The sequence below is a fragment of the Burkholderia sp. SR8 genome, from assembly GCF_052851275.1.
Genome location: NZ_JAULUC010000007.1, coordinates 241768 through 255575 on the forward strand (window position 1 = coordinate 241768; position 13808 = coordinate 255575).

Here is a 13808-nt window from a genome sequence, read left to right on the forward strand (position 1 = left end):
TGCGGCGCATCGCAAAAAAGTGTTGACACGAATAATTGGGGCGCTATAATTTCGCTTCTTTGCAGCAAGCAGCTACTGCAAAACGTGCCCAGGTGGCGGAATTGGTAGACGCACTAGGTTCAGGTCCTAGCGGTGGCAACATCGTGGAGGTTCGAGTCCTCTCCTGGGCACCATCTGTTTTTAAAAAGGTCGGCTTTCAGCCGGCCTTTTTTCATTTCAAGTCCAGGAAGCAAAGCACCTGCGCGCTTTGCGCGAGGACTCGAAAGGCTGCGCTTGCAAGCGCAGCGGGGATCGCGCGGGGGGTAACCGAGTCCTCTCCCGGGCACCATCCGTTTTTGAAAAGGTCGGCTTCCAGCCGGCCTTTTTCGTTTTCGGCGCCGTATTACCGGCACGCACCGCGCCATATGCCCGCCACTCCGATCGATAGCAGAATTAATCGCTTATCGATTGCCGCCTCCGTTGGTACGTTAGCCGCCTTGCTTTCAACGCATCCAACGAGGAGCACGATCCATGACGCCGATGAACCGCCGCGCGTTCGCGCGCGCGATGCTGGCCGCCAGCCTGAGCGCTGCCGGCATCCGGGCGCACGCCGATAACGCGCCTGCCACGCTGCGCATCGGATACCAGAAATCGTCGACCCTCATCACGCTGCTCAAGACGCGCGGCACGCTGGAGCAGTCGCTCGCGCCGCTCGGCCTGCGCGTATCGTGGCATGAATTCGCGAGCGGCCTGCCGCTGACCGAAGCGCTCAACGTCGGCGCGGTCGATTTCAGCGCCGACGTGGCCGACACGGTGCCGGTCTTCGCGCAGGCCGCGCATGCCGGTTTCGTGTACGTCGCTCAGGAAGCGCCGTCGCCGAAAGCGCAGGCCATCATCGTCAAGCAGGACAGCACGCTGCGCACGCTCGCCGATCTCAAGGGCAAGCGGATCGCCGTCACGAAGGCCGCCGGCAGCCACTACCTGCTGCTTGCCGCGCTCGCACGCGCGAAGCTCACCGCGGGCGACACGACCATCCACTACCTGACACCCGCGGACGGCCGCGCGGCATTCGAGCGCGGCAGCGTCGATGCGTGGATTACATGGGATCCATATGTCGCGTCGGTCGACACGAATCCCGACGTGCGGATTCTGGCCGACGGCAGCGGTCTCGCGTCATATCAGCGCTATTACCTCGCGTCGAGCAGCTTTGCCGCCGCACGCCCCGACGTCATGCAGATCGTGTTCGACCGGTTGTCGCGAGCCGGTGCGTGGCTGCGCGAGCATCAACAGGAAGCCGCCACCACGCTGGCGCCGATCTGGGGACTCGATGCACGGACGATCGAGCGCGCGAACGCGCGACGCAGCTATCAGGTGCGTGCCGTTGCCACGCAGAACTTCGGCGAACAGCAGAAGATCGCGGATACGTTTCTCGCAGCCGGCTTGCTGCCCGCCCGCGTCGACACGAGCGAAGCGCTGCGCTGGAATTTCACGGCCAGACGGGCGGAGTCGATCGGCGCGTGATGTCGCGGCACGCCGCACACGATATTTTTATCGTCATCGATCGAATTGTGTTGACAGCGTTTCCAGGCACGCTATAATTTCACTTCTTTGCAGCAAGCAGCTCGCTGCAAAACGTGCCCAGGTGGCGGAATTGGTAGACGCACTAGGTTCAGGTCCTAGCGGTGGCAACACCGTGGAGGTTCGAGTCCTCTCCTGGGCACCATCTGTTTTTAAAAAGGTCGGCTTCTAGCCGGCCTTTTTTCATTTCAAGCCCAGGAAGCAAAGCACCTGCGCGCTTTGCGCGAGGACTCGAAAGGCTGCGCTTGCAAGCGCAGCCGGGGTCGCGCAGGCGTGACCGAGTCCTCTCCTGGGCACCATCTGTTTTGAAAAGGTCGGCTTTTAGCCGGCCTTTTTTCATTTCCTGCGCCGAATCGCTGTGCACGCAGATGACATCGGTTCTCGCCGCTCACTCCCGAGACGAATCAATGCTCATGCGTACGGGTGCGCTGCGCATCCCCTTCTCTCGCCGCGCAAACAAGCCGCAAATTATTTGCGTTCAAGACCTCAAATTGTATTGACAGATCCTTCGGGCACGCTAAAATAGCGGTCTTCGCATCGCAGCAAGCGAAACGTGCCCAGGTGGCGGAATTGGTAGACGCACTAGGTTCAGGTCCTAGCGGTGGCAACACCGTGGAGGTTCGAGTCCTCTCCTGGGCACCATCTGTTTTTGAAAAGGTCGGCTTCTAGCCGGCCTTTTTTCATTCCCGCCGCCCCCTCACGGAAACCCACCATCCGATCCCGACCTACGCCGCCCCGCTGATACGCACGGTGTGCCGAATTCCCTCCCTCGCCATCTTCGCGTAAGGACAAATCGCCTCGGTCTGCGCAACGAGCTCACGTGCATCGTCTGCGTCGATGCCCGGCATGTGGACCTCCAGATCGAGTGCGATCGCAAACAAACCATCCGCCGGATCGCGCTGGAACGTCGCGCTGGCCGAGACTGCAAGGTCATCGGGCAACCGGATCCGCCGCTTCAGCGCAACCAGCGTCAGCGCGCCATGAAAACACGCGGCGAAGCCGGCCGCGAACAGCTGCTCCGGATTCGTGCCGCCACCCGCGCCGCCCAGTTCGACCGGCAGGCGTAACGCCAGATCGAGTTCGCCCGTTGCCGAACGCGCGCGCCCGGACGATCGTCCGTGAGCCGCTTCGCCGCCGGTGACTGTGACCGTCGTCGTGTAAAGCGGCAGCGGTTCGCTGCCGGTGTAGGAATCGAGCAGCGATATCGAAGGCCGCGTCGGACGATGCATGGACTTTCTCCCAAAAGCGAACGCGGGACGGCGGCAGCCGCACCACGCCGGATGAACAAGCGGCGCCCCGCATCACCGCGTTCGGCTGAGCGAGCCGCCTTTTCGATCTATTCCGGCCGTCATGCCGCAACAGCCGGGCCGGCAATGGTGGCGCACCGAAAACGGCAAATCCATCAGACGAATTCGAAAATTCAGTCCATGGCGAACACGCCGCGGATCTCCACGCAGGCTGCAACCCAAGCCCCGCCTTCGTCACCGGCCGAAACCGGGATTTCCCTAGGCTGACATGCGGCCGCTCACGCGGTTAAATAAATCAACGTGATTTATTTAATGCGTCGACCGCTGACGCGCCATGGAAGGAGACGCCATGAGAAGCCCGCACATCGGCCAGGGAAGCAACTCGGCCAACGTGCGCCGTTACAACGAGCGCCTGCTGCTGAAGACGCTGCGCCGCGCGGGCAGCGCGTCGAAGGCCGATCTCGCCCGTCTCGCGAACATGACGGGGACGGCAGTCGGCAGCATCATCGCGTCGCTCGCCGACGCGAAGCTGATCGAATTCGCGGGTCGTACCGAAGGCCAGCGCGGCCAGCCGGCGTCGCTGATCCGCCTCGATCCGCGCGGCGCGTTCGGCATCGGCGTCCATCTCGACCGGATGCGCATCGAGACGGCGCTCGTCAATTTCGCGGGCGACGTGCTCGGCCGCCGCTCGCACGACACGCTGCTCCCCCCGCCCGCCGACGTGCTCGAGATCGTGCGGCACGACATCGACGCGATGCAGGACCTGCTCCCCGCCCACGAGCGTGCGCGCCTGGCAGGCGTCGGCGTCGCGCAGCCGTACAACCTCGGCGCATGGATGCGCGAGCTCGGCCTCGCGCCCGACACGTTCCGTGCCTGGGAAGACGTCGACTTCGCGAGCGATCTCAGTCGCGCGGTATCGCTGCCGGTATTCGGCGAAAACGACGGCAACGCGGCCGCCATCGCCGAACTGTTCTACGGTTACGGCCGGCAGTGCGACGACTTCGTGTACCTGTTCATCGGCCCGGCGATCGGCGGCGGCATCGCGATCGACGGCGACTGCCTGCGCGGCGTGACCGGCAATGCCGGCGACATCGCGGTGATTCCCGTGCCGCCGAGCCGGCTGGCGTCCGCCCCGCCGCCGCGCGGCCCGTGGGACATCCTGCTCGCCCGCGCGTCGCTGCATGCGCTCGTGCGTCACCTGCGCCATCACGGCGAGACGGTCGAGAACCGCGCCGACCTCGAAGCGTGCATCGCGCGCGGCCTGCCGGCGGTCGACGAATGGATCGACGACTGCGTCGACGCGCTCGCGCCGGCATTGCGCGCGGTGCTGTGCGTCGTCGACGCGCCGGTGGTCGTGCTCGACGCCGATACCGATGCGGGCCTTCTCGACGCGGTGACGACGCGGCTGCGCGCCGCGCTCGTCGCGACCGCGCCGGAAGCGCGCGGCACGCCGACGCTCGTGCGCGGCACGTTCGGCGCCGACGCCGGCGCAATCGGCGCCGCGACGCTGCCGATGTACTTCAATTTCTCCCCGCGGGCCGGCATCCTCAAGGGCGCCCGCACCGAATCGCAGGAGGTCAACCATGTCGCGATCTGAGTCGCCCCGGCCGTTGCTCGAAATGCGCCGGATCAGCAAGACGTTTCCGGCCGTGCGCGCGCTCGACAACGTCAGCCTGACCGTCTATCCGGGCGAGATCCATTCGCTGATGGGCGAGAACGGCGCCGGCAAGTCGACGCTGATGAAGATCCTGTCGGGCGCCTACCGCGCCGACGCCGGCGGCGAAATCCTGATCGACGGCGAGCGCATCGACGTCGACGGCCCGCTCGCCGCGCGCGATGCCGGCGTCGCCGTGATCTACCAGGAGCTGTGCCTCGCGCCGAACCTGACCGTCGCGGAAAACATCTACGTCGGCCGCGAACTGCGGCGCGGCAACCGGCGCTGGGGCACCATCGACCGCACGGCGATGGCGCGCGGCTGCCAGGACGTGCTCGCGCGCCTCGGCGCGCCGTTCGGGCCGGACACGCTCGTCGGCACGCTGTCGATCGCCGAACAGCAGCTCGTCGAGATCGCGCGCGCCGTGCACACCCGCGCCCGCATCCTGGTGATGGACGAACCGACGACGCCGCTGTCGTCGCGCGAGACCGAGCATCTGTTCGGCCTGATCCGCCAGCTGCGCGAGGAAGGCCTCGCGATCATCTACATCAGCCACCGGATGGCGGAGATCTACGAACTGTCCGACCGCGTGTCGGTGCTGCGCGACGGGTCGTACGTCGGTACGCTCGAACGCGCATCGCTGTCGGCCGAGCGGCTCGTCGCGATGATGGTCGGCCGCGACATCTCCGGCTTCTACAAGAAGGAACACGCGCCGTACGACCCTGGCCACCTGCTGCTGTCGGTGCGCGACATCGCCGACGCCGACCGCGTGCGCGGCTGCAGCCTCGACCTGCATGCCGGCGAAGTGCTCGGCATCGCGGGGCTCGTCGGCGCGGGCCGCACCGAGCTTGCGCGGCTGATCTTCGGCGCGGAGCCGCGCACGCGCGGCGACGTGAAGCTCGGCGATCGCACGTTCGGTGCGCATTCGCCGCGCGACGCGATCGACGCAGGCCTCGTCTACCTGACCGAAGATCGCAAGCGCCAGGGCCTGTTCCTCGACATGAGCGTGCGCGACAACATCAACATCTCCGTGTGCAATCGCGACGCGCGGCTCGGCGCGCTCGATCTCGCGCGCGGCGCCGAACGTGCGCGCGACGCGATCGCATCGCTGTCGATCCGCGTGCCGCACGCGAACGTGAACGTCGGCGCGCTGTCGGGCGGCAACCAGCAGAAGGTGCTGCTGTCGCGGCTGCTCGAGACGAAGCCGCGCGTGCTGATCCTCGACGAACCGACGCGCGGCGTCGATATCGGCGCGAAGTCCGAGATCTACCGGATCATCAACGAACTGGCCCGCGCGGGCGTCGGCGTGATCGTGATCTCGAGCGAACTGCCGGAAATCATCGGTGTCGCCGATCGCGTGCTGGTGATGCGCGAAGGCGAGATCGCCGGCGAACTCGGCGGTCACACGCACACCCCGATCACGCAGGAAGCGATCATCGCGCTCGCGACCGGCTCGCAGGCCGAACTCGCCGACGCGCACTGACCACGGCCCCTTCATTTCCCTCTTCTTTCAAGGTACCGAAATGATCAACCCGACCAAGCAGCGGAACCTCGCTTCCGCGACGGCCCATCCGGTCGCCACCCGCACGCCGCTGATGCGCGGCGCCGATCATCGTGCGCGCATGCAATCGCTGATGCGCACCGCCGGCATGCTGCCGGTGCTGCTGGTCCTCTGCATCGGCTTCGGCTTCCTGACCGACGGCTTCTTCACGCTGCAGAACCTGTCGATCGTCACGCAGCAGGCGTCGATCAACATCGTGCTCGCCGCCGGCATGACCTTCGTGATCCTGACGGGCGGCATCGACCTGTCGGTCGGCTCGGTGCTCGCCGCGTCGGCGGTCGCCGCACTGCTCGCGTCGACCATCCCCGGCTGGGGCTGGCTCGGCGTGCCGATCGCACTCGCCGTCGGTCTCGTGTTCGGCGCGATCAACGGCGGCCTGATCTCGTTCCTGCGCCTGCCGCCGTTCATCGTCACGCTCGGCGCGATGACCGCCGTGCGCGGCGTCGCCCGGCTGATCGGCAACGACACGACCGTCTTCAATCCGCAACTGCCGTTCGCGTTCATCGGCAACGGTTCGATCCTCGGCGTGCCGTGGCTCGTGATCATCGCGATCGCGGTGATCGCGCTGTCGTGGTTCATCCTGCGCCGCACGGTGCTCGGGATGCGGATCTATTCGGTCGGCGGCAACCCGGAAGCCGCGCGGCTGTCGGGCATCAACGTGCGCGCGATCCAGCTGTTCGTCTATGCGGCATCGGGCCTGCTGGCCGGCCTCGGTGCGGTGATGTCGGCCGCGCGCCTCTATGCGGCCAACGGACTGCAGCTCGGCCAGTCGTACGAACTCGACGCGATCGCCGCGGTGATCCTCGGCGGCACGAGTTTCGTCGGCGGTGTCGGGTCGATCGTCGGCACGCTGATCGGCGCGCTGATCATCGCGGTGCTGACCAACGGCCTCGTGCTGCTCGGCGTGTCCGACATCTGGCAATACATCATCAAGGGGCTCGTGATCATCGGTGCGGTCGCGCTCGACCGCTACCGCCAGCGCGACTCGGCCCGCACCTGAGCCGTACTTGCCCCGTAGCGCTCAACGTTCAACCATCGAGGCGCAGGCAGGTCCTCCTGCGCCCGTCCGCCAACGGACCTTCCGGAGACACAACGACATGTTCAAGCACCAAGCCGCCCTGACCGCCGTCGCCTGCGCACTCGCATTCGGCACCGCCGCCGCCCATGCCGCCGACAAGCCGCTCAAATCGATCGGCGTCACGGTCGGCTCGCTCGGCAACCCGTACTTCGTCACGATCGTCAAGGGCGCGGAAGCGCGCGCGAAGCAGCTCAATCCGAACGCGAAGGTCACCGCCGTGTCGGCCGACTACGACCTGAACAAGCAGTTCACGCAGATCGACAACTTCATCTCGGCGCACGTCGACATGATCCTGCTGAACGCGACCGATCCGAAGGCGATCGAGCCGGCGGTGAAGAAGGCACAGGCCGCCGGCATCACGGTCGTCGCGGTCGACGTCGCGGCCGCCGGCGCGAACGCAACCGTGCAGACCAACAACGTGAAGGCCGGCGAGCTCGCGTGCGACTACCTCGCGAAGAAACTCAACGGCAAGGGCAACGTGATCATCGAGAACGGCCCGCAGGTGTCGGCCGTGATCGACCGCGTGAACGGCTGCAAGACCGTGCTCGCGAAGAACCCGGGCATCAAGCTGCTGTCGAGCGACCAGGACGGCAAAGGCTCGCGCGAAGGCGGGATGAACGCGATGCAGGGTTACCTGACGCGCTTTCCGAAGCTCGACGGCGTGTTCACGATCAACGACCCGCAGGCGATCGGCAGCGATCTCGCGGCGAAACAGCTGAACCGTCCGAACATCGTGATCACGTCGGTCGACGGCGCACCCGACATCGAGGTGGCGCTGAAGTCGAACACGCTCGTGCAGGCGTCGTCGAGCCAGGATCCGTGGGCGATGGCGCAGCAGGCCGTCAACGTCGGCTACGGGATCATGAACGGCCAGAAGCCGGCCAATTCGATGATCCTGATCGAGCCGACGCTCGTCACGCGCGACAACGTGAAGGGCTACAAGGGCTGGAGCAGCCCGCGCTGAGCATTGCCGCGCGATTCTGCGATTCCGGCCGACGCGGGACCGGGCCCCGTCGCGTCATGCGACGCCGGCCCTGCCCGGCCGTTCACCTCAACCTCTGCACCGCCCGCGCGACGCGCGCGGCACAAGGTTTCGACATGACGACGACGTTCCCCCGCCTGATCGTATTCGGCGAAGCGCTGACCGATTTCATCCGCGACGATGCGCAGCACTGGCGCAGCATCGCCGGCGGCTCGTGCTGGAACGTCGCACGCGTCGGCGCGCGGCTCGGCGTGCCGACGGCCTTCGCCGGCACGGTCAGCCGCGACATCTTCGGCGACGAACTGATGCGCAGGAGCGCCGATGCCGGGCTCGACCTGCGCTTCATCCGGCAGGTCGATCGCGCGCCGCTGCTCGCGATGGTCGTGTCGAAACAGCCGCCCGAGTATTTCTTCATCGGCGAGAACAGCGCCGACCTCGCATTCGATCCGGCCGACCTGCCCGACGGCGCGCTCGACGCGGCGGAAATCGTGCATGTCGGCTCGCTCGGCGTCGTGCGCGAGCCGCTCGCGTCGCGGCTGATCGACGTCGTGCAGGCCGCGCGTGCCGCCGGCAAGCGGATCTCGTTCGACCCGAACTTTCGCGCGCCGATGGCCGCGCCGTCGTATCGCGACACGCTGCGCCGGCTGGCCGGTCTCGCCGACTGGATCAAGGTATCGGATGAAGATCTGCGCGGGCTGTTTCCCGAACTCGACGAAGCTGCCGCGCTCGCGCAATTGCGCGCGTGGGCGCCCGATGCGACCGTGCTCGTCACGCGCGGCGCGGCCGGCATGCAGCTGCTGCATCGCGACACCGCGCTGTTCCAGCCGGCGTTCGCGACCGAGGTGGCCGACACGGTCGGCTGCGGCGACGCCAGCATCGGCGGCTGGCTCGCGAGCCAGCTCGCGTATCCCGACGCCACGGCCGCCGATCATCTGCGCTATGCGGCCGCGTGTGCGGCGGTCGTGTGTGCGCATGCGGGCGCGTATGCGCCGACGGCCGACGAAGTAGCCGACATGGTCGCGCGTCCGGCGCTCGGCGAGCCGGCCGACACCGCGTTGTCGCACTAGGCGGCCAACCGGCACCACGCGACACCAAACGCCCCCTCCCGCACTCGACGTATCAGGCGGCGCGTGCGCGCGGTCTCGTCACACGCCGCGCGTGTCGCCGGCTCCTGCCTTGCCGCGCGCCTGCAGCAATTGCAGGCTCTCGTCGACGCTCAATTCCGACATCGCGTCGTCGCGCAGCGTATCGTCCGCCGCGCGGCGCAGCGCATGCAGCGCATGCTCCTTGAGCCGCACGATCGCGAACTGCAGCCCGCGTGCCGCACATTCGGCCGCGAACGTGCGCAGCGACTCGATCGTCGTGCCGTCGACGTCCGGTGTTTCCTCGAGGCTCAGCATCACCGTATGCGTATCGGGCGCGTCCTTCAGCAGCACGCGCGCGCGATTGAGCATCCGGTCCGCGTTCGCGAAGAACAGCTGCGCCTCGGGCCGCACGATCAGCACGCCGGGGACCGGCTTCGCGTCGGCATGATTCGCGACGTCGACGAAATCGTGCCCGTCGCGCAGCCGGCCGAGCACGCTGACGTTCGGCTCCGACAGCTTGCGCAGCGTCAGCAGGAGGCTCACGCCGATCGCCGCGAGCAATCCGTGCAGCACGCCGAGCACGAGCACCGCGAGCAGCGCGGCGATCACGACGAGCCGGTCGCGATGCCAGACCCAGTACGGCCGGAACACCGACGGATGCAGCGAATGACTGACCGCGAAGATCACGATCGCCGCGAGCACCGGCTCCGGCGTGCGCGCGAGCTGCGGCAGCAGCAGCCACACGATCAGCGCGACCACGCCGGCCGCCCACAAGCCCGCCAAACGCGATTGCGCGCCGGCCGCCTCGTTCGCGGACGTCGCCGAGTAGCCGGCGCCGACCGGCATCCCGTGCAGCAGCCCGGATACCAGGTTCGCGCAGCCGATCGCGACCAGGTCGCGGTTCGCCGACACGCTGTCGCCGTGCTTCAGCGCGAAGTTGCGAATCGATCCGTACGATTCCGCATACAGGATCAGCATCAGCGCGAACGCGAGCTCGACGGTCTGCATCCACACGTTGCGATCGAGGCGCGGCAGCCCGAAGTCGAGGTGCCGGAAATCGATGTGCCCGACGATCGCGATCCCGTAGTGCTGCCAGTCGAGCAGGTAGCCGGCCGCGATCGACAGCACGATCACGACGAGCGTCGCCGGCACGCGCGAGCGCCGCCCGAGCACGAACAGCAGCGCGAGCGCGGTCGCGCCGAGCGCGACGCTCGCAAGATTCGCCTGCGGCGCGCCGGTGACGAGATCGAGTGCGACTCGCGGCGCGTCGCTGTGGTGCACGGAGATCGACAGAATCTTCGGCAGCTGCTTGATGACGATCGTCAGCGCCAGTCCGAACGTGAAGCCGCGCAAGACCGGACGCGCGACGAAATCCGACATGCCGCCGAGCCGCGCGGCGCCCGCGAGGATGAACAGCACGCCCGTCATCGCGACGAGCGCGGCCGCGAGCGCCAGTTGCGCGGCCAGCGCCATGCCGGATTCGGCGAGCACGGTCGCCGCGAGCACGGCCGCCGACGACGACGTCGACGACACGATCGCGAAGCGGCTGCTGCCGGTCAGCGCATAGACGACGAGCCCCGACAGCAGCGCGATGAGGCCTGCCTGCGGCGGCAGGTTCGCCAGCCCGGCATACGCGACCGCCTCGGGAATCAGCAGCCCGGCGATCGACACGCCGGCCAGCGCATCGAGGCCGATGCGCCGCGCGGGCGGCGGCGTTGCCGCATCGAGTGCAGCGAAATGCTCGGGATGCTGCGGGCCGGCATCCGGTCGGGTCTGGGCGGTCGTCATGAGGCGGGAGGCGCCGTGCGCGTGTCAGGGCTTGACCGCGATCACACCCGACCAGCCGGGCAGATAGCGCGCGTCCTGGTCGTGTGCTCGGCGCAGCGCGACGTCGAGCGCCTTCGAGAAGTTCTTGCGGATCTGGTCGAGCGTCACGTGCTGGCGCAGGTAGTCGGCCCACAGGAATTCGCTGAACGGCGTCGCGTCCTTCGCATAGCCGCCCGCCGTGCGCAATTCGCCGGCGAGGCTGCGGTACGGATCGTCCTCGAGCCCCGTCAGCGCCTTCGGCAGATGCGCGTAGTCGCGTCGCGAGCCGTCCGCGCCGAACGGATGCACCCACTGGTTGTGTTCCATCATCCGCCAGAAGATCGTGTCGTCGAGCCAGGACAGGTCCTTCAGCAGCATCGCGTTCACGCGCGACTCGCCTTCCTCGATCAGCGCGAGGCCGAGATGGTGGTGATCGGTGATGTAGTGGAGCCCGCCCGGGCCAAGGACGGCCGGAAACCAGTGCGATTCGATCGCGGCCTTGCGTGCGCGCTTGTCGAGCGTCTTCCAATGCTTGCGCTTCGCCTTCACCTCACGATAGCCGACCGTCATTTGCGTCGGGCGCAGTGCGTCGAGCCGGACGGGAATCAGATGAACGTCGTTGCCGAGTGCCATGGTCGTACCCCATGTTGCGAATTTCCGGCAACGATACTCCTGATTGCGCGACCCGTTAATAGGCGACGAGGCCGCTGTGCGCGCGTTTGACCATCCCTGACAACCGGCCGCGCCGCATGGCCGGATCACGCGCGCAGGTCGTCGCGTTCGAGTCGATGGCGGATGTACGGAATCCCGTCACGCACGATGCCCACCCGGCGCATGCCGAGCTTGCGTGCGACGTTGAGCGAGCCCGTGTTCGCCTCGGCGATGTCGGCGATCACGCGCGGCAGCCGCACGGTGTCGAACGCGTGACGCACGACGGCCGCGGCGGCCTCGCTCGCGATGCCGCGCCCCCACGCCGCACGCACCAGCCGCCAGCCGATCTCGACGTCGCGCGCGCCGCCCGCATAGTCGGGAATCAGCAGGATCCAGCCGATGAATGCGTCGGGCGCCGCCTTCTCGAAGATCGACCAGTAGCCGAGCCCGCGCGGATAGTCGCGCGTGATCCGGTGCGCGACGAAGCGGCGGTGTTCGACCGGGTCGTGCCACGGCCCTGCGATGTGCCGCGTGACTTCCGGATCGCGATCCATCTCGATGCTCGCGTCGAGATCGGCCAGCACGCGCGGCCGCAACCACAGCCGCTCGGTCGCGAGGACGGGCAACGCGGCAACGGAAGATTCGGTCATCGGGACTCCTGATGCGGGGACGATGCGCATCGCGCATTACATAACGGATACAACATGCCTTCCGGAAGGATACAGACGCCTGTCGCTCGGCTCGCGCGGCCGCGTTCCCGCTTTCGCAACAATGCATTTCGTAGGGATTATTCCCGATTCTTCGGTATCGCGCCCCACATCGCGGGGCGCTGCCGCCTACACTCGATCCATGCCCCCCGCATCGCGCGCCAGCCGGGCCGGCATCCGCCTGCAGATCGTCGGCGCGCAAGCCAACGAGGAGACCTCGGACATGAGCTGGACCCGCGAACAACGTAACGTGACGATCGCCGCCTACCTCGGCTGGACGCTCGACGCGTTCGACTTTTTCCTGATGGTCTTCGTGCTGAAGGACATCGCCGCCGAATTCGCGTCGACGATCCCCGCCGTCGCGTTCGCGCTCACGCTGACGCTCGCGATGCGTCCGATCGGCGCGCTCATCTTCGGCCGGCTCGCCGACCGCTTCGGCCGCCGCCCGACGCTGATGGTCAACATCGCGTGCTATTCGCTGCTCGAACTCGCGTCCGGCTTCGCGCCGAGCCTGGCCGCGCTGCTGGTGCTGCGCGCGCTGTTCGGGATCGCGATGGGCGGCGAATGGGGCGTCGGCTCCGCGCTGACGATGGAGACCGTGCCGACCCATGCGCGCGGCTTCGTGTCGGGATTGCTGCAGGCCGGTTATCCGAGCGGCTATCTGCTGGCCTCGATCGTGTTCGGCCTGTTCTACCAGTACATCGGCTGGCGCGGCATGTTCATGATCGGCGTGCTGCCCGCGCTGCTCGTGCTGTACGTGCGCGCGCACGTGCCCGAATCGCCCGCGTGGAAGCAGATGGAAAAGCGTGCGCGGCCGGGCCTCGCCGCCACGCTGCAGCAGAACTGGAAGCTCACGATCTACGCGATCGTGCTGATGACCGCGTTCAACTTCTTCTCGCACGGCACGCAGGACCTCTACCCGACCTTCCTGCGCGAACAGCATCACTTCGATCCGCACACCGTGTCGTGGATCACGATCGTGCTCAACATCGGCGCGATCGTCGGCGGGCTGTCGTTCGGTGCGATTTCCGAGCGCATCGGGCGCCGCCGCGCGATCTTCATCGCCGCGCTGATCGCATTGCCGGTGCTGCCGCTGTGGGCATTCTCGAGCGGCGCGCTGGCGCTCGCTGCCGGCGCATTCCTGATGCAGATCTCCGTGCAGGGCGCGTGGGGCGTGATCCCGGTGCACCTGAACGAGATCTCGCCGGACGAAATCCGCGCGACCTTCCCCGGCGTCGTCTATCAGCTCGGCAACCTGCTTGCGTCGGGCAACGCGACGATGCAGGCATCGCTCGCGGTCTCGCAAGGCAACAACTACGCTTTTGCGCTCGCGCTCGTCGCGGGCATCGTCGCCGTCGTGATCGCCGTGCTGATCCTGTTCAGCCGCGAACGCCGCGGCATCGACATGACGCAATCGGTCAATACGCGTACCACGACCGGATAACGCCGCCCGATTCCGCATTGCATCATCGCGCGTGCA

11 protein-coding genes and 3 tRNA genes are annotated in these 13808 nt (G+C 67.1%); 10 read left to right on the plus strand and 4 right to left on the minus strand.

Annotated features, from left to right (window positions below; all coding sequences use genetic code 11):
• Positions 1 to 86: 86 nt before the first annotated feature.
• From Q3A80_RS11730 to Q3A80_RS11745, 4 genes are all read left to right on the plus strand, one after another.
• Positions 87 to 173, plus strand: a tRNA-Leu gene (locus tag Q3A80_RS11730).
• 337 nt (positions 174 to 510) lie between these two features.
• Entirely contained in the window at positions 511 to 1500 is a 990-nt protein-coding gene (locus Q3A80_RS11735) for an aliphatic sulfonate ABC transporter substrate-binding protein (RefSeq protein ID WP_446329196.1), read from the plus strand.
• 115 nt (positions 1501 to 1615) lie between these two features.
• A tRNA-Leu gene (locus Q3A80_RS11740) sits at positions 1616 to 1702 on the plus strand.
• 410 nt (positions 1703 to 2112) lie between these two features.
• Positions 2113 to 2199, plus strand: a tRNA-Leu gene (locus tag Q3A80_RS11745).
• A gap of 83 nt (positions 2200 to 2282) precedes the next feature.
• Here the strand turns inward: Q3A80_RS11745 and Q3A80_RS11750 are convergent.
• The gene (locus Q3A80_RS11750; RefSeq protein WP_446329197.1) at positions 2283 to 2786 is read right to left on the minus strand and encodes an Ohr family peroxiredoxin; all 504 of its coding nucleotides are present in this window, start codon (positions 2784 to 2786) and stop codon (positions 2283 to 2285) included.
• A 367-nt stretch (positions 2787 to 3153) separates the two neighbouring features.
• Here Q3A80_RS11750 and Q3A80_RS11755 point away from each other — a divergent pair, with 367 nt between their 5' ends.
• The 5 genes from Q3A80_RS11755 to Q3A80_RS11775 all read left to right on the plus strand — a co-directional run bounded on the left by Q3A80_RS11755 (position 3154) and on the right by Q3A80_RS11775 (position 9146).
• The gene (locus Q3A80_RS11755; RefSeq protein ID WP_446329198.1) at positions 3154 to 4401 is read left to right on the plus strand and encodes an ROK family protein; all 1248 of its coding nucleotides are present in this window, start codon (positions 3154 to 3156) and stop codon (positions 4399 to 4401) included.
• Positions 4388 to 5941, plus strand: a complete 1554-nt coding sequence (locus tag Q3A80_RS11760; RefSeq protein WP_446329199.1) for a sugar ABC transporter ATP-binding protein — start codon at positions 4388 to 4390, stop codon at positions 5939 to 5941. Before Q3A80_RS11755 ends, Q3A80_RS11760 begins: the two co-directional genes overlap by 14 nt.
• Before the next feature lie 40 nt (positions 5942 to 5981).
• Positions 5982 to 7019: an ABC transporter permease subunit gene (locus tag Q3A80_RS11765; RefSeq protein ID WP_446329200.1), complete on the plus strand. Its 1038-nt coding sequence runs from the start codon at positions 5982 to 5984 to the stop codon at positions 7017 to 7019.
• A 97-nt stretch (positions 7020 to 7116) separates the two neighbouring features.
• Positions 7117 to 8061, plus strand: a complete 945-nt coding sequence (locus Q3A80_RS11770; RefSeq protein ID WP_446329201.1) for an ABC transporter substrate-binding protein — start codon at positions 7117 to 7119, stop codon at positions 8059 to 8061.
• A gap of 134 nt (positions 8062 to 8195) precedes the next feature.
• Complete coding sequence (locus tag Q3A80_RS11775; RefSeq protein ID WP_446329202.1) at positions 8196 to 9146, plus strand: carbohydrate kinase family protein; 951 nt, start codon at positions 8196 to 8198, stop codon at positions 9144 to 9146.
• 78 nt (positions 9147 to 9224) lie between these two features.
• Here Q3A80_RS11775 and Q3A80_RS11780 read toward each other — a convergent pair whose 3' ends face one another.
• The 3 genes from Q3A80_RS11780 to Q3A80_RS11790 form a co-directional block, all read right to left on the minus strand.
• On the minus strand, positions 9225 to 10952 hold the full coding sequence (locus Q3A80_RS11780) for a SulP family inorganic anion transporter (protein ID WP_446329203.1): 1728 nt from the start codon (positions 10950 to 10952) through the stop codon (positions 9225 to 9227).
• Between the two features lie 24 nt (positions 10953 to 10976).
• The gene (locus Q3A80_RS11785) at positions 10977 to 11603 is read right to left on the minus strand and encodes a ParB-like protein (protein ID WP_446329204.1); all 627 of its coding nucleotides are present in this window, start codon (positions 11601 to 11603) and stop codon (positions 10977 to 10979) included.
• A gap of 125 nt (positions 11604 to 11728) precedes the next feature.
• Entirely contained in the window at positions 11729 to 12271 is a 543-nt protein-coding gene (locus Q3A80_RS11790; RefSeq protein ID WP_446329205.1) for a GNAT family N-acetyltransferase, read from the minus strand.
• A gap of 280 nt (positions 12272 to 12551) precedes the next feature.
• On the opposite strand from Q3A80_RS11790, the gene Q3A80_RS11795 reads away from it, so the two are divergent.
• A complete protein-coding gene (locus Q3A80_RS11795) occupies positions 12552 to 13772 on the plus strand; it encodes an MFS transporter (RefSeq protein ID WP_446329206.1) in 1221 nt (406 codons plus the stop codon).
• Positions 13773 to 13808: the final 36 nt, after the last annotated feature.